12 protein-coding genes are annotated in these 16,748 nt (G+C 70.9%); 10 read left to right on the forward strand and 2 right to left on the reverse strand.

From position 1 onward, the window contains the following. Positions 1 to 27: 27 nt before the first annotated feature. The 5 genes from N8K70_RS15905 to N8K70_RS15925 all read left to right on the forward strand — a co-directional run bounded on the left by N8K70_RS15905 (position 28) and on the right by N8K70_RS15925 (position 6,557). Positions 28 to 1,086 carry a zinc-dependent alcohol dehydrogenase gene (locus N8K70_RS15905; RefSeq protein ID WP_317139328.1) on the forward strand — a complete coding sequence of 353 codons (1,059 nt, stop codon included), beginning with the start codon at positions 28 to 30 and terminating at the stop codon, positions 1,084 to 1,086. 209 nt (positions 1,087 to 1,295) lie between these two features. Continuing rightward, positions 1,296 to 3,074 (forward strand): ABC transporter permease, encoded by a 1,779-nt coding sequence (locus tag N8K70_RS15910; protein ID WP_317139329.1) that lies wholly within the window; start codon positions 1,296 to 1,298, stop codon positions 3,072 to 3,074. A gap of 38 nt (positions 3,075 to 3,112) precedes the next feature. Beyond that, entirely contained in the window at positions 3,113 to 4,216 is a 1,104-nt protein-coding gene (locus tag N8K70_RS15915; RefSeq protein WP_317139330.1) for an ABC transporter substrate-binding protein, read from the forward strand. A 35-nt stretch (positions 4,217 to 4,251) separates the two neighbouring features. After that, on the forward strand, positions 4,252 to 5,367 hold the full coding sequence (locus N8K70_RS15920) for an ABC transporter substrate-binding protein (RefSeq protein WP_317139331.1): 1,116 nt from the start codon (positions 4,252 to 4,254) through the stop codon (positions 5,365 to 5,367). A 26-nt stretch (positions 5,368 to 5,393) separates the two neighbouring features. Next, positions 5,394 to 6,557, forward strand: coding sequence for an ABC transporter ATP-binding protein (locus tag N8K70_RS15925; protein WP_317139332.1), 1,164 nt, complete (start codon positions 5,394 to 5,396; stop codon positions 6,555 to 6,557). A gap of 84 nt (positions 6,558 to 6,641) precedes the next feature. Here N8K70_RS15925 and N8K70_RS15930 read toward each other — a convergent pair whose 3' ends face one another. Further along, entirely contained in the window at positions 6,642 to 7,754 is a 1,113-nt protein-coding gene (locus N8K70_RS15930) for an alcohol dehydrogenase catalytic domain-containing protein (protein ID WP_317139333.1), read from the reverse strand. A 338-nt stretch (positions 7,755 to 8,092) separates the two neighbouring features. Here N8K70_RS15930 and N8K70_RS15935 point away from each other — a divergent pair, with 338 nt between their 5' ends. From N8K70_RS15935 to N8K70_RS15950, 4 genes are all read left to right on the forward strand, one after another. Continuing rightward, positions 8,093 to 9,388, forward strand: a complete 1,296-nt coding sequence (locus N8K70_RS15935) for a serine hydrolase domain-containing protein (RefSeq protein WP_317139334.1) — start codon at positions 8,093 to 8,095, stop codon at positions 9,386 to 9,388. 95 nt (positions 9,389 to 9,483) lie between these two features. After that, positions 9,484 to 11,325: a flavin-containing monooxygenase gene (locus tag N8K70_RS15940; RefSeq protein ID WP_317139335.1), complete on the forward strand. Its 1,842-nt coding sequence runs from the start codon at positions 9,484 to 9,486 to the stop codon at positions 11,323 to 11,325. Positions 11,326 to 11,364: 39 nt separating this feature from the next. Beyond that, positions 11,365 to 12,789 carry an aldehyde dehydrogenase family protein gene (locus N8K70_RS15945; protein WP_317139336.1) on the forward strand — a complete coding sequence of 475 codons (1,425 nt, stop codon included), beginning with the start codon at positions 11,365 to 11,367 and terminating at the stop codon, positions 12,787 to 12,789. A gap of 22 nt (positions 12,790 to 12,811) precedes the next feature. Next, positions 12,812 to 13,852, forward strand: coding sequence for an alcohol dehydrogenase catalytic domain-containing protein (locus N8K70_RS15950; RefSeq protein WP_317139337.1), 1,041 nt, complete (start codon positions 12,812 to 12,814; stop codon positions 13,850 to 13,852). A gap of 55 nt (positions 13,853 to 13,907) precedes the next feature. Here the strand turns inward: N8K70_RS15950 and N8K70_RS15955 are convergent, their stop codons facing one another. Next, positions 13,908 to 15,074 (reverse strand): PucR family transcriptional regulator, encoded by a 1,167-nt coding sequence (locus tag N8K70_RS15955; protein WP_317139338.1) that lies wholly within the window; start codon positions 15,072 to 15,074, stop codon positions 13,908 to 13,910. Positions 15,075 to 15,273: 199 nt separating this feature from the next. Here N8K70_RS15955 and N8K70_RS15960 point away from each other — a divergent pair, with 199 nt between their 5' ends. Next, complete coding sequence (locus tag N8K70_RS15960; protein WP_317139339.1) at positions 15,274 to 16,731, forward strand: 4-hydroxyphenylacetate 3-hydroxylase family protein; 1,458 nt, start codon at positions 15,274 to 15,276, stop codon at positions 16,729 to 16,731. The last annotated feature ends 17 nt before the right edge of the window (positions 16,732 to 16,748 follow it).

Raw genomic sequence — 16,748 nt, forward strand, 5'->3', positions numbered from 1 at the left:
CGTACGCCCACGAACAGGAGCAGGAAGATGCAGGCAGCCGTGCTGAGGGGTCCGCACGACATCGGGCTGGAGGACGTCCCCCGGCCCGTGATCGAGAAGGACACGGACGTCATCGTCAGGGTCACCGCCACGGCCATCTGCACGAGCGACGTGCACTACGCGGACGGGTTCCTGCCCATCGAGGAGCCCATCCGGCTGGGCCACGAGTTCGTCGGCGTCGTCGACGAGGTCGGCGGCGGGGTGCGCACGCTGAAGAGGGGCGATCGCGTCGCCGTCGCCCCCTACGCCTGGTGCGGCGCGTGCTCGATGTGCCGGAGGGGGCAGGAGAGCTGGTGCCCCCACGGCGCGCTGTTCGGCAGCGGGAAGGGCTGGGGCGACCTCGCGGGCGGACTCTCGGAGTACACCCGCGTCATCAACGCCGACACGTCGTGCATCCCGATCCCCGACGGCATCCCCGACGAGCACGCGGTCCTCGCCGGCGACGTCTTCGGCACCGGGTTCTTCGCGGTCGAGCAGTGCGAGCTGCAGCCCGGGCAGACCATCGCCGTCTTCGGCGCCGGTCCGATCGGCCTGAGCGCCGTCCAGTCCGCGGCCCTGCGCAGCCCGGCCCGGATCTTCCTCGTCGACATCCTCGACAGCCGGCTGGAGCTGGGCCTGGCGATGGGGGCGACCGACGTGATCAACTCGGGCCACGTCGATCCGGTCGAGGAGATCAGGAGGGCGACCGACGGAGGCCATCCCTTCCTCAGCGGCGTCGACGCGGCCGCCGACTGCGTCGGCATCGAGGTGACCGTGGACCGCGCCAGCAAGAGCATCACCAAGGGCGGGATCCTCTCGATCGTCGGGGTGCCCCACCCGGGCTCGTTCGGCATCGACCTCCAGGCCGCGCAGCTGGCGAGCCAGACCATCAAGGTGGGCATGACCCCGCAGCGCAACATGGCGCGGATCCTCGGCCTCATGGAACGAGGACGGATCGACGTCGCGCCCTTCGTCACCCACGTCATGGAGCTGAAGGAGTTCGACCGGGCGTTCTCGATGTTCGCCGGGCACGAGGACGGCTGCCTCAAGGTCGTCCTCCGGCCGTGACCCCCGGCCGTGAGCCGCCGGGCGGCGCGATCGCCGGGACGGGCCCGCACCGGTTGCGACGCCGTGTCGGATCATGTCGGGGGAAAGCTGAACTGCTGGTGGAGATGCGCGATTCTCGCCGTTCGTAGCATGAAGCAGTAATGGACAAGGCAGTCCTTCCCGCTCCTCCGTGCGGGCAGACGGCCCTGCCGGCTGAAAGGATGGGGCGGTTGAGCAGTTCCGAATTCGTCGCGGACCGTGCAAGGTCGATCGCGCGCACCGTGACCGGCAAGACCCTGTGGACGGTGTTCGTCCTCGCCCTCGGCTTCGTGTTCGTCGTCCCGGTCTCGATGATCGTCATCGGGGCCTTCCGGGACGGGCTGCCCTCGCAGGGCCTGCCCTTCACGGTCGACGGACTCGTCCAGGCGTTCACCGCCGGGGCGACCTGGCGCACCCTGCTGAACTCGCTCATCCTCGTCGTCGTCTGCGGTTCGATCTCGACGATCGCGGGCGGCCTCTTCGCATGGATCGCGACGAGCACGAACGTCCCGCTGCGTCGCTGGCTGACGCCGCTCATGGTCGTCAACCTGTTCGTGCCGCCGCTGTTCTACACGTTCGGGTGGATCATGCTGGGCAACGCCCAGAACGGCCTCATCAACCAGTTCGCGCGACTCCTCGGGTTCCCGGGCTCGCTCATCGACATCCAGTCCTGGGGCGGGCTGTTCCTCACCATGTCGCTGGGCTTCGTGCCGTTCGCCTATCTGCTCATGCGCGGCGCCTTCCTCAACCGGGACCAGTCCCTCGACGAGGCCGCGAGCATCGGCGGCGCGAGCACGCTGCGCACCTTCTTCACGGTGACCGTGCCCTCCGTCGCGCCGGCCATCACCGGCGCCGCGACGCTCATCATGGTCCTCGTGTTCCAGGCCTTCGAGGGGCCGCAGCTGCTCGGGCGGCCCGCGGGCATCTACGTCTTCTCGACGCAGATCTACCGCTACATCCGCGACGAGGTCCCGAGCATGTACTCCGCCGCGTTCGCGCTCGCGCTCATCGTGATCGCGCTCGTGATCGTGCTGTTCCTCGTGCAGCGTTGGCTTCTGCGCGGCCGCACCTTCACGACGCTCACCGGCAAGACGTCGCGGCGCGAGCCGCAGCAGTTCGGCCCGATCCGCTGGGTCTTCACGGCCGTCATCGTCCTGTTCATCGTCCTGAACCTCGTCCTCCCCCTGAGCGCGATGGTCCTCGGGTCGCTGCAGTCGATCTTCGGCGTCTGGGGCAGCCTCAGCCTCGACAACTATGCGCACGTGCTCAGCGACCCCATGCTCAGCTCGAGCCTCGCGCTCACGGCGTACGTCTCGATCGGCGGCGGCTTCATCGCGACGGCCGTCGCGCTGCTCACGGCCTACGTCGTCCTGCGACGCCGCGGCTTCCTCAAGAGCTACACGTCGTTCGCGATGTGGGTGCCGTGGGCGTTGCCCGGCATCGTGCTCGCGCTCGCCTACCTCTTCACGGTGTTGACGATCCCCGGCCTGTCGGGGCTCTACGGCACCTCCATCCTCATGACGGCGGTCCTCGTCATCGGGACGATCCCGCTCTGCAGCCGCATCGTCGAGGGAGCGCTGGCCCAGCTCTCGCCGGAGCTCGAGGAGGCGGGCAAGATCTCGGGAGCGGGACCGCTCCGCGTGCTCGGGACGATCGTGCTGCGCCTGGTCATCCCCAGCTTCGCGGCCGGATGGTTCCTCGCCGCGCTGTTCATCTCGGGCAACCTCGCGATCCCCACGCTGCTCGCCCCGCCCGGGGTCCAGCCGGTGGCGCAGACCGCGTTCCAGCTCTTCCTGCTGGGCGACCTCGCGTCCGGCGCCGCGCTGTTCATGATCATCCTCGTGGGGGCGGTCGTCGTCCTCGCCCTCGCCGGGACCGCCATGGCCCTCGCCCGGCTGCGGAGGCGACGCAAGGACGCGATCGCGACGCAGGTCGTCCCCTCGACGGAGATCACCCGAGAACCCGTCTGACAATCACGCACCAGCGCTTCACCCAGAGAGGAACAACGATGTTCACAGCACGAGACCGAGTGGGGGCCGCGGCCGTCATCACCGCGAGCACGATCGTCGCGCTGGCGGGCTGCGGCTCCGGCGCGCCGGCGTCCGAGGCGACGCCGGTCGAGCTGACCGGCGCCTCCGCCGAGACGAACGACTACGTGAACGAGCTCTACCGGAGCGCGATCGACTCCGGGAAGACCGACATCGTGGTCTACGGACCGGCTCCGAGCACCGACGCCGCGCTGTTCACGGCGTTCACCGAGACCTTCCCCGAGCTCTCGATCGTCCCCCAGGACGCGCCGGACTCGCAGACCTTCACGAAGCTCCAGGTGGAGGCCGAGAGCGGATCGCGGATCGCGGACCTGTACACGGGAGGCAGCTCGAGCGTCGTGCAGCTCGTCCGCGACGAGCCGGACATCTGCACCGTCCCCGACATCCGCACGGCCGGGGACGAGCTCATCTCCTACGACGAGACGGCCCTGCTCTACTACCGGTACACGGCGTTCACCTTCGTCTACAACACCGATCTGGTGTCGGAGGAGGAGGCGCCGAAGTCGTGGGAGGACCTCCTGGACCCGAAGTGGAAGGGCCAGCTGCTGATCGGCGACCCCACGGTCACGGGCGGGGTCCGTCACGTCCTCACCCAGCTGCTCGTGCCGGAGACCGCGGACACGTGGGGCGAGGAGTACCTGGAGCAGCTCGCGGCGCAGGACCTCAACATCGCCGAGAGCGAGCCGACCGTCCCCGCCGACATCGCGTCCGGGCGGTTCCCCGTCGGGGTCGGGGTGTACAGCGGCTTCTACGCGGCCCAGAAGGCGAAGGACGCGCCGATCGCGGCCGTGTTCCCCTTCGACAACGGCGGGACGTACTTCGGGAGCTCCGGCCTGTGCACCGTCACGGACTCCCCGAACGCCGACGCCGCCCTGGTCTTCCTGAACTGGCTCTTCAGCGAAGACGGTCAGGCCGCGCTGCAGGACGACCCCAACTCCTACGCGCACCTGCTCGAGTACACGGGCGACCTGCCGCTGCCCAGCAGCTTCGAGCACATCCCGGACGGCGAGGACCCCGCGGTCAACGCCGAGTACGCGCCGGTCCTCGACCGGATCTTCGGATGATGTCCCCGCTGCGGAGCCGTCGGGAAGGCGGGAACATGCGAACCGCACACGGGCGACGAGCCTGCGTTCCGATCGCCGTCGCCGCGGCGCTCGTCCTCGCCGGCTGCGCGGGCGGGTCGGCGACCGTCGGCTCGGGCTCGCCCGTCGAGGTCCCGGGGGCGACGGCCGAGGGCAACGAGTTCATGAACGAGCTGTATCGGGACGCGGTGGAGTCGGGAGCGACCGAGGTCGTGCTCTACGGCGCATCGCAGAGCACCTCGACGGGCATGTTCGAGAAGTTCTCCGAGCGCTTCCCCGGCATCACCATCGTTCCGCAGGACGCGGCGGACTCGCAGACCCTCACGAAGCTTCAGGTCGAGGCGGAGAGCGGCAACCGGCTGGCCGATCTGTACGGCGGCGGCATCGCGTCGGCCACGCGGATCGCCGAGATCCCGGACGTCTGCACGAAGGCCGACGTCCGGACGGCGCCGGACGGCGTCGAGCTCCCGTACTCCAGCGACGACCTCGTCCTCTCGTACAACATGCGCTTCTTCAGCTTCGTCTACAACACCGAGCTCGTGGCCGAGGAGGATGCGCCGCGTTCCTGGGAGGACCTCCTCGACCCGAAGTGGAAGGGGCAGCTGGTCATGGGCGATCCGACGGTCATCGGCGGCCTGCGCTACGTGCTCACCGCGCTGCTCGTGCCGGAGTCGGCGGACGCCTGGGGCGAGGAGTACCTCGCACAGCTCGCGGCGCAGGACGTGAACATCTCGCAGAACGAGCCGACCGTGCCCGCGGACGTGGCGTCCGGGCGGTTCCCCGTCGGGGTCGGCGTGTTCAGCGGCTACTACCAGGCGCAGAAGGCCAAGGGCGCCCCGATCGAGATGGTGTTCCCGCTCGACGACGGCGGCAACTTCCTGAGCAGCTCGGGTCTGTGCGTGGTGAAGGACGCCCCCCACGCCGACGCGGCTCTGCTCTACGTGAACTGGCTCTTCTCCCCGGAGGGCCAGCAGGTGCTCGCCGAGGTGGACAACGGCTACGGCCTGGTCCCGGGTTCGCCCGGCCCGTTCGGCGCGCCGCCGCTCGACGAGCTCGACCGCCTGCCCGCGACGAACACCGACCCGGAGTTCAACGCGCCGTACTTCGCCGTCATCGACCGTTTGTTCCAGTAGCGCCCGACACACGAAGGATTCGCACAATGACAGATGTACTCGTCTCCGGACTCACGAAGCACTACGGCGACAAGCCTGCGCTGCGCAGCCTCGACCTCTCCGTCGCGTCGGGCGAGTTCGTGACCCTCCTCGGGCCCAGCGGCTGCGGGAAGACGACGACGCTGAGGTGCCTCGCCGGCCTGGAGCGGCCCAGCGGCGGCACGATCTCCCTGGGCGGGCGCGTGGTCGTCGACACCGAGGGCGGGGTCTTCGTCCCGCCGGACAAGCGCCACGTCGGCATGGTGTTCCAGAGCTATGCGCTGTGGCCGCACATGAACGTCGCGGAGAACGTCGCCTACCCCCTCAAGGTGGCGGGGGTCGGGCGCGCGGATCGCCGATCGCGCATCCGCGAGATGCTCGAGGCGGTCGACCTCGCGCCCTACGAGCAGCGTCCCGTCACGGCGCTGTCGGGCGGCCAGCAGCAGCGCGTGTCGCTCGCCCGGGCGCTCGCCGCGCGTCCCGGGATCGTGTTCTACGACGAGCCGCTGTCGAACCTGGACACGAAGCTCCGCTACCAGATGGGCCAGCAGGTGCGCGCGCTGCACAACCAGTTCGAGACGACGTCCGTGTACGTCACGCACGATCAGGAGGAGGCGATCACCCTCTCCGACCGGATCATCGTGATGAACCACGGCGTGATCGAGCAGCAGGGGACGCCGCAGGAGGTCTACGACCGCCCCCGCTCGGCCTATGTCGCGGACTTCATGGGGTTCCAGAACATCGTGCGCGGATCGGTCGTGGGCATCGGAGACGACCGCGCGGACGTGCGGCTCCACGACAGCGAGATCGTGGTCGGGGCCTACACCGAGACCCCGCCTCCGCTCGGAGCCGAGGTGTCCGTGGCCTTCCGCTCGGACCATGTGCGCCTGTCGCAGCCGGGGTCGACCGGCCTCGGCCGGGTCGACGGCACGATCACGAGGAGCACCTTCGTCGGCAACGGCTACAACCTCCTCGTCGACGCGCAGGGGACTCCGATCCGGGTGCGCATCGGGCGCAGCGAGCTCGACGGCAGGAACCGGCCCGCTCCCGCGCAGGGGGAGGGCATCTCCTTCGACGTGAACCCCCATCGGGCGCTCGTCGTCGACGACGAGTCGGGCCAGCGCAGGCCGTACGCGACGGAGGCGGTCCGCGTGCCCGTTCCCACCCGCTGAGAGGGAGGCGCGGCCCGCCGTCGTGTCGCGGGGCTCCGGCGGACCGCGCTCGGCGACGACGGTCCGGCGGGGCCCTCCGCCCTCTCAGCCGTCGCCGTGGAGGATCAGCCCGCGGAGGTTGCGCCCCGCGAGCATGTCGTCGAACCCCGCGTCGATCTCGTCGATCCGGTACGTGCGCGTCACCAGCTCGTCCAGCTTGAGACGCCCACTCCGGTACAGCTCGATGAGCCGGTGGATGTCGGAGCGCACGTTGGACGTGCCGATCGTGCTGCCGCGGATCGTCTGGTTCTGCATAACGAACGGCGCGAGGGGGAGATCCAGCCGGAAGCGCGACGGCGAGCCGAGCGCCGCGATCGTCAGCACGCCGCCCTTGCGCAGCATCGCCTGCCCCGCCTCGGCGAGACCCGGGACGCCGGCGGACAGGATGACGTGGTCCGCGCCGCCCTGGCGCAGGGACGACACGTGCGCGAGCGCCTCCTCGGTCGTCGTGAACCCCGATGTCGCGCCGAAGAGCGGTGCGGCCGCGACCTTCGCCTCGACGGGGTCGACGACGACGATCTCGGCCGCGCCGGCGTGCAGGGCTCCCTGACAGGCGTTCAGCCCCACGCCGCCGGCGCCGATCACGACGACGACGTCGCCGGGGGCGACCCTGGCCGCGTTCACGGCCGCGCCCCAGCCCGTCGGGACGGCGCATCCGAGGACGGCGAGGGTCTCCAGGGGGATGTCGTCGTCGACGACGATGCACGAGGCGTCCGACACGACCGAGAACCGCGAGAACGTCCCGAGCATGCTGTTCGCGCCGTAGTCGACGCCGCCGCGGTGGAAGCGGAACCCGCCCCCCGGGAGCGTCCCGGTCAGCGAGTTCGCGCTCTCGTCGCACAGGTAGCTCTTGCCCGCGGCGCAGTACTCGCACCGGCCGCAGCTGGGGCGGAACGCGCAGACCACGTGGTCGCCCTCCCGGATCCCCCGGACGCCGCGGCCGACGTCGCGGACGATGCCCGCGCCCTCGTGCCCGCCGACGATCGGGAACCGCATCCGGGAGCTGATCGACCCGTTCCGCACGCTCTCGTCGGAGTGGCAGATGCCGGAGGCGACGAACTCGATGAGAAGCTCGTTCTCCCCGGGGCCGTCGAGATCGAGCTCGGCGACCTCCCAGTCCTGTCCTGCGGCTTCGAGCACGGCTGCGATGGTCTTCATGGCTGATCGGCACTCCAACGTGTGTTCAGGGCGTCGGCGCCTGCGCGCCGCCGGGCGGGGCGCGGACGTGCCCGACGACCTCTCCGTCGCGAGCGTTCCGGCGCCTGCTCAGGGAACGATAGCCCCGCCGAGCCCCCGCCGGAGCGTGCGCGCTGATCGAAAGTCGTCCGCGGGCATCGGACACGGTGTCGAGGACGCCGACGGTCCCCCGCCGCGCGGATCGGGGCCGGCCCGACCGCGCCGTCCGACGCCATGTCGGATCCGGCTCGTCGATCTTCGTACTTCAGCCGGAGGAGCCGCGACAGGATCGGTACTTATCGTGGAAGTCCGAACGGACGATGGCCGTCCCGCACGAGGTGCGCTCGACGGCGTCGCAGCCAGCGTACGCGTCCGTCGTCTACACGGGTTCGTCGCCGAACCCGGCAGGAAGGGGCACGCACGTGAGCAGCGTCGGCATCAGCCACCATCCCGAACGAGTCGGCGAGCGCGCGGAGGCGTACGTCGCACGCGGCGACTACGCCGGCATCGAATGGCACATCGAGCGGGGCGGCGAGGTGCTGTCCGCGGGCCGGGCCGGGCTCGCGGATCCGCTCGAGGGCGTGGCGCTGCCCGACGTCCCGATCTACCGGATCTACTCGATGACGAAGCCCCTCGTCGCAGCCGTCGCGGTGATGCTGGTCGACGAGGGCAGACTGCGCCTGTCGGATCCCGTCGCACGACACGTGCCGGAGTTCGGCGACCCGCAGGTGCGGGAGGCGGACGGCACGACGCGACCGGCCAGGACGCCCCTGCTCGTCGAGCATCTCTTCACGCACCGGTCGGGTCTCAGCTACAACTGGCAGCAGACCCCGGTCTCGGGCCTCTACGCCGAGAGGGTCCGGTTCCAGGACGAGCACAGCCTCGAGGACCTCGTGAAGAGCCTCGCCGGCGTGCCCCTCTTCGCCGACCCCGGCACGGTCTGGCACTACTCGCACTCGCTGGACGTGCTCGGGCACATCGTCGCCGTCGTCGAGGGCAAGCCGCTGGCGGCCGTGCTGGAGGAGCGCCTGTTCGCGCCGCTGGGGACGACGGACACCGGCTACTTCGTCCCCGAGTCCGAGCGCGGCCGCATCCTCCCGATGTTCACGGAGCCCGGCGACCCCGGCGCCGGCAGTCTCGGCTACGCCCCGCCGCCGATGCTCTACCCGGCGGACGATCCGGATTACGCCCGCGGCGGTCTCGGGCTGTTCTCCACCCTGCCCGACTACGTCAAGCTCGCCCGCTTCCTCATCGGCGGCCGCGATCCGCGGGGAGAGCGCCTTCTCTCGAAGGCGGGCGTCGAGGCGCTGTGGACCGATCGGCTCGCCCCGGCCCAGACCCCCATCTCCATCGCCGGGCTCCCCAAGTACCACGGCTACGGGTTCGGTCTCGGCGGCCGGGTCCTCGTGCGCCCGAGCGACTCCCCGTTCTCCTCCGTGCAGGGCGAGGCGGGTTGGGAGGGCGCCGGGACCACGTATTTCTGGTTGGATCCGAAGAACGACATCACGGGTGTCGTCCTGTCCCAGTACCTGGGCCAGAGGTTTCCGTTGGGCGAGGACATCCGCGCCGCGTTCTACGAGTCGCTGGACGGAACGAGCGCACCGCACGACGGGTGACACCCGATGGGATCGACGTCCGGAAGACCGCTCGCCGCAGCCGCGCCGAGGCGGCGTCCCGCACAGACAGAGCACATGAACCAATGGAGGTAGACATGGCCGAGAAGAACACCGATCAGCCCGACGACGGCACGCAGCCGAGGTTCGACCCGGCCCGGCTGCGGGCGAGGTACCGGGCGGAGCGCGCCAAGCGCATCCGCGCGGACGGGAACCGGCAGTACCAGAAGCTCGAGGGGGAGTTCTCCGACCTGGACTTCGATCCGTACGTCGAGCCCGGGTTCTCGCGCGAGCCCGTCGCCGACGCCGTCGACGCCGTGATCGTGGGCGGCGGATACGGCGGTCTCCTCGTGGGGGCGGAGCTCCGCCGGGCCGGCCTGGAGAGGATCAGGATCATCGAGCGCGGCGGCGACATCGGCGGGACGTGGTACTGGAACCGCTACCCCGGCGCCGCATGCGACGTCGAGAGCTACATCTATCTGCCGCTGATCGAGGAGGTGGGAGGGGCGCCGTCGCACAAGTACGCCACCGCGCCGGAGATCTGGGAGCACACGAAGAAGATCGCCCGGAGGTTCGACCTCTACCGCGACGCTCTGTTCCAGACGGCGGTGACCGAGGCGGTGTGGGACGAGAAGAGCGAGACCTACACCGTGCGGACCGACCGGGACGACGTGATCCGGGCCCGCTACCTGATCACCGCCACGGGGTCGCTGTCCAAGCCGAAGCTGCCCGGGATCCCGGGCATCGCCTCGTATCGGGGGCACATGATACACAGCAGCCGCTGGGACTACGAGTACACGGGCGGCGACCAGACGGGCGGGCTGAGCGGGCTGGCCGACAAGCGCGTGGCCGTGATCGGCACGGGGGCGACGGCCGTCCAGCTGATCCCGCACCTCGCCGAAGGCGCCGAGCACCTGTTCGTCTTCCAGCGGACGCCGTCGTCGATCCACGTCAGGGCCGACCGTCCGACGGACCCGGAGTGGTTCGAGGGCCTGCCGAAGGGCTGGCAGAAGGAGCGCGTGGAGAACTTCACCAAGGCGTTCGAGGGCATCCCCGTCGAGGTCGACCTGGTGAACGACAGCTGGACGCAGTCGTTCTTCGACGCGGCCGACGCCGCGGCGCATCGCGACGTCGCACCGCACCAGCTGGCCAACTACCTGAAGATGGAGGAGACGCGGTCGCGCGTCGACCAGGTCGTCAAGGATCCGCGGGTCGCGGAGGCGCTCAAGCCGTGGTACGACTTCTTCTGCAAGCGCCCCTGCTTCCACGACGGGTACCTCGAGGTGTTCAACCGGGACAACGTGACCCTCGTCGACACGGACGGGCGCGGTGTCGACCGCATCGACGAGACCGGGCTGTGGGTGGACGGCGAGCACTACGAGGTCGACTGCATCGTCTTCGCGACCGGGTTCGAGGTCGGGACGAGCTTCCGCTCCCGCACCGGGTTCGACATTCGCGGTCGCGGCGGGATGACGCTGGACGACCACTGGAAGGACGGCTTCCGCTCGCTCCACGGGCTCGCCGTCCACAACTTCCCCAACTACTTCTTCATCAACAGCCTGTCGCAGGCGGCGATGACCGCCAACTTCGCCCATACGCTGGCCGAGGAGTCGGCGCACATCGGCTACATCATCGGCGCGGCGAACCGGGACTCGGCGAAGACGATCGAGGTCACCGCGGAGGCCGAGGAGGCCTGGGTCCAGGAGATCATCGACGTCGTCACCAACAACACCGTGGGGGCGCAGAACCTGGCCTTCCAGGAGGAGTGCACGCCCGGGTACTACAACAACGAGGGCAAGCCGTCCCTCGTCGCCGTCCAGAACGGCCCCTACGGCCTGGGGGCGACGGCCTACTTCGGGGTGCTCGACAGCTGGAGGAAGGCCGGGACGCTGCCGGGGCTGTCCCTCACGCCCGCCCCCGTCACCGTCGAGGCGCGCTGAGCCGAGCGCGGCGGCCACAAGGAGATCGAGGAGACGAGAATGATCGAACGGAAAGCGTTCTACATCGGCGGCGAGTGGACCGCCCCGGCGGCGGGCGGCGTCACGGAGGTCCGCGACCCGGCGACGGGCGAGCTCGTCGGGCGGACGCCCCGGGGGACCGCGGAGGACGTGGACGCCGCGGTCGCCGCGGCGAGAGCGGCTTTCGAGCCGTGGGCGGCGACGCCGCCCACGGAGCGGATCGCCGTCCTCGACCGGGTCAGGGACGCCCTGCGTGCGCGCAACGACGAGCTCGCGGATCTCATCAGCGCCGAGATGGGGGCGCCGCGGACGTTCTCGCGCGGCGCCCACGTGACGATGGCGGTGAACAACTTCGACGCCGCGGCGCGGGCGATGGAGGAGATCCTCGCCGAGGGCGAGGAGACGATCGGGTCCACGCTCGTCGTGCGCGAGCCGGTCGGGGTCGTCGGCGCGATCACGCCGTGGAACTTCCCCCTGCATCAGATCTCCGCGAAGGTGGCGCCGGCGCTGGCCGCCGGCTGCACCGTCGTCCTCAAGCCCAGCGAGGTCGCACCGCTGAGCGCCTATGCGCTCGCCGAGATCTTCGCCGAGGCGGGGCTGCCCGCCGGCGTGTTCAACCTCGTCGGCGGCGCGGGGCGGGTGGTCGGCGAGCGCATCGTCGCGCACCCCGACGTCGACATGGTCAGCTTCACGGGCTCGACGCAGGCGGGCAGGCGGATCGCGGAGCTCGCGGCCACGGGGCTGAAGAAGGTGACCCTGGAGCTCGGCGGCAAGAGCGCGAACATCCTGCTCGACGACGCGGATCTCGCGGTCGCCGTCCCCGCCGCGGTCAAGCAGTGCTACGCGAACACCGGCCAGGCGTGCGCGGCGCTGAGCCGCCTGCTGGTCCCCCGCTCCCTGCTGGACGAGGTGGAGCGGCGCGCCGCGGAGGCCGCGACGGCGTGGACCGTGGGTCAGCCGTCCGACCCGTCGGCGAAGCTCGGGCCCGTCGCGTCCCCCGACCAGCAGCGCAGCGTCCTGGGCTTCATCGACTCGGGCATCGCCGAGGGCGCCCGACTCGTCCTCGGAGGCCCGACGCCGCCCATCGCCACGGGAGCGTTCGTCTCTCCGACGATCTTCTCCGACGTCACCGGCGACATGACGATCGCGCAGGAGGAGATCTTCGGCCCCGTGCTGTCGATCCTGCCGTACGACACCGAGGACGAGGCCGTCCGGATCGCGAACTCCGTCCCCTACGGCCTCTCCGGCGGCGTGTGGTCGACGGACCGCGACCGCGCGGTCGCCCTCGCCCGGCGGCTCCGCACCGGACAGGTCGTCCTCAACGGACAGCCGCTGAACCTCCGCGCGCCGTTCGGCGGCTACGGCCAGTCGGGCCTGGGCCGCGAGTACGGCCGGTACGGGCTCGAGGAGTACTTCGAGATCAAGTCCCTCCAGGGCGCGGGATGAGCCGGCGCGCGAGGGCCCTGCCGTGCTGAGCGCGTGGTTCCGCGGGACCGGCGAGATCGACGTGCGCGAGGTGGACGACCCCGTCATCGTGGACCCGCGAGACGTCGTCGTGGACATCTCCTACGCCGGCATCTGCGGATCCGACCTCTGGGGATATCGCGGCCTTCTCGACCGGCCGGCCGGGAGCACCGGCCACGAGTTCATCGGACGGGTGCGGGAGGTCGGGGGCGCCGTCCGCTCCCTCGCCCCGGGGGACGGCGTCATCGCCCCGTTCATGTACGCGGACGGCACGTGCGTCGAGTGCAGACGGGGGCTCCAGCCCCACTGCGCGAACGCGGGCCGGTGGGGCAAGGAGGTCCCCGGCGCTCAGGCGGAGCGCATCCGCGTGCCCTACGCCGAGGCCACCCTCGTGAAGCTGCCCTGGGAGGCCGACGCCATCGACCGGGAGCTGGCCCGCAAGCTGATCCCGCTCACGGACGTCTTCGCCACGGGCACGCACGGCGCCTCGCTCGCGGGCGTCGGCAGCGGCGACGTGGTCGCCGTCGTCGGCGACGGCGCCGTGGGCATCTCGGCCGCCATCGCGTCCGTCAGACGGGACGCCGCGCGCGTGATCCTCTTCGGCGAGCAGGAGGCCCGCCTGTCGGTCGCCGCCCGGTACGGCGTCGAGACGGTGCGCGTCGACCGCGACGAGAGCGCCGCGGAGCGGCTGCGCTCGCTCAACGGCGGCGCCCTCGCGGACCGCGTCGTCGAGTGCGTCGGCCTCGAGGCCGCGTTCGACAGCGCGCTCGGCCTCGTCCGCCCCGGCGGGTCGATGGGCTTCGTCGGCGTGCCGCACGGCGTGGACCGGCTGCCGCCGATGCGCGTCTTCGACAACCAGACGACGCTCGCCGGGGGCGTCGCGCCCGTGCGTCGCTACCTCTGGCAGCTCGTCAACGACACGTTCGCCGGCGGCCTCGACGTGTCGCCCCTCGTGGACCGGACGCTGCCGCTCTCGGACGTCGCAGCGGGATACGAGGCGATGAGCAGCGGCGAGGCGCTCAAGGTCATGCTGACGGTGTCCTGACCGCCGGGCCCGGCTCCGGGGGGGGGGAGGCCGGACCCGGTGCGCGTCCGACGGCCTACCGGATCCCGGCGAGCGTCGCCACGCGGAGCGCCGTGTGGAGCTCGTGACGGACGACCCCGTCCGACAGATCGGCGTCGACGATCGTCCGGATCCGGTCCAGCCGGTAGTAGAGGGTGCTCCGGTGGATGTGCAGCATGCGCGCGGTGCGCTGCGCGTCGGCGCCGTTGTCGAGGTACGACTCCAGCGTCGACGCCAGATCGGCCCCGCTCGACACGGCCAGCAGCCTCCGGACCCCGTCGGGCATGTCCTGCATCGTCAGGCGGTCCAGGGGCAGCTGCAGCAGGAGACGATCGACCCCCAGCCCGTCCCAGATCGCGGTCGCGCCGTAGCGCTGCGGGGCGTAGGCCGTCGCGCGGATCGCGATCTGCGCCTCCCGACGGGACTCGTGGACGTCGACGAGGCTCGCGCGCGGCGAGCCGCCGGCCCCCCTCGCGCCGGGGAAGGACAGGCCGGCGATGAGGCTCTCCAGCCGTTGCGGGTTGACCTCGTGCGGGATGACGAGCACTCCCTCGCCGTCGATCACCGTGCCGATGGACGTGCGAGAGGTGATCGACGAGATCCGGGCGAGCGCACGGTCGACGACGAGGCGCGACATGGCGGCGCTGCGGTCGTCCTCGTCGCCGACGAGGAACACCATCGCCGCGTAGACGGTCGACGACGAGATCAGCCCCGCCTGCAGCAGCTCCTCCGCGGCCGACTGACGTTCGCGGGCGTCTCCGTGGAGGAGCCCCGTCGCGAGCCGGAGGACGCGGTCGGACCCCTCGCGCTCGGCGGCCGCGCGCGCGGCGAGGTTCGCGCCGAGCTCCGCGCGGAGCGCCTGGATGTCGGGGGCGTCGCGTCCCTCCGCCGGCTCGTCGTCGCGGGGGACATAGGAGACGTACCCCGTGAGACGGCCCTGATAGCGCAGCGCGGCCACCACCCGCGGGGGCGAGTCGCCGATCACCGGGATCAGGACGGCGCCGTCCGCGCGCTCGACGCCGTGCTCCCTGATCATCTCCGTCGCCCTCGTCGATCCCCTGTGCGAGAGGATCATCGACAGCCGGGCGCGGTCGATCTCCCCCTCGTGCACGCTGAACGCCACGACGTTGAAGTCGTGATCGAAGACGATGACCGGTCGTCCGATCCGTTCCGCCAACTCCTGCACACGGCCGTCGAAGTTCATTCGGGTGTCTGCCTCCTTCGAGCCGGCGCCCTTGCCCGCTCGTCGATCAGGATAACGCACTCCGACACCGTGTCTGACTGCCTCCGGCGAGCTTCGCTCAGCTGGCCGATGATCCGCCCGACGCCCGAATCTAGCCTCGAACACGAGAAGCGCCGCCGCACTCGCGGCCGCGCGACGACGATGTCACGCAAGGAGCACCATGGCGCTGCAGACCACCACGGCACAAGGACTTCAGACCGGAGACCGCTTCCGGGAGAGCCTCGACGACGGGCGCGAGGTCTGGGTCGACGGGAAGCGGATCGCGAACGTCGCGGAGCACGCCGCCTTCAAGCCCGCGGTGGACCTCTTCGCCGACCTGTTCGACCAGCGCCTCGCGGACCCGGAGGCGCTCGCCGCGAGCTCCTTCCGCTCGCCGGTGACGGGCAATCCGGTCAGCCGCTCGTACGCGCTGCCCCGGACCGCCGAGGACCTCCGCGCGAAGTTCCGCGCATCGGAGTGGTGGATGCGGCAGAGCCTCGGCCAGCTCGGACGCTCGCCCGACTTCATGGCGAACGTCGTCGTCGGCCTGTGGGACTACCACCAGGAGCTCGAGGGCAACCGGGCGGGCTTCGGGGAGAACGCGAAGAACTACCACGCGTTCGCCATGGAGCAGGACCTGGTGCTGACGCACGCGCTCGGCGACCCGCAGATCGACCGGAGCGCCAGCCCGCTCGACGACCCCGACCTCGCGCTGCGCGTCGTCGAGGAGAACGACGACGGGATCGTCATCCGGGGCGCCAAGCAGCTCGCGACGCTCGCGCCCTTCTCGAACGAGGTGCTCGTGTACCTCAACGGGGTCACCGCCCAGCGCGGGGCGGAGCAGTTCGTGCTGTGGTTCGCCCTGCCCCTGAACGCGCCCGGGCTGACCATCCTGTGCCGCGAGCCGCTGGCACGCCCCGATCGCGCGAACATCCTCGCGGCGTCATACGACGAGCAGGACGCCATGCTCTTCTTCGACGACGTGCTCGTGCCGTGGGACCGCGTCTTCCTGCTCGGCGACGGTCTCCTCGCGGCGAAGGGGCTCACGCGCATCAACGCGTGGAGCATCCAGTCGACGCACATCCGCTTCCACGAGCGGCTGCGGCTGTTCGTGTCCGTCGCGGCCCAGGTCGCGCACGCGATCGGCGTCGACAGCTTCCGCGGCATCCAGGAGGACCTGGGCGAGATCATCTCGTACGCCGAGACCCTGCGCCTCGGGATCGCCGGCGCCGAGGCCCTCGCCACGACCACGCCCACCGGGCTCCTCGCGCCCACGGCGAGCCAGGGCCTGGGCTTCTGGTCGGCCGAGATCTCCGGCCGCGTCGCCGAGATCGTCCGGCGCATCGGCGCGAGCGGGTTCATCATGCAGCCGTCCGAGGGCGATCTCGCGTCGCCCGAGCTGCGCCCGGCGCTCGACAGGTACATGCGCGGTCACGACATCGGCGTCGCCGAGAAGTCCCGGCTGTTCCGCCTGGCCACCGAGCTGGTCAACGACGGGTTCGGGCTGCGTCAGGAGATGTACGAGTACCTGCACCGCGGCGACCCGGGAGCAGGACGCACCCGGCTGCTGCGCGCCTACGACCGCAGCGACGTCGACGCCGTGGTGCGGGACCTCATCTCCCGCCCGTCGTCGCACTGAGACCCGAACGACCCCAC

Origin of the sequence: Microbacterium sp. AB, assembly GCF_032878875.1 — a bacterium.
GTDB classification, from domain to species: domain Bacteria; phylum Actinomycetota; class Actinomycetes; order Actinomycetales; family Microbacteriaceae; genus Microbacterium; species Microbacterium betulae.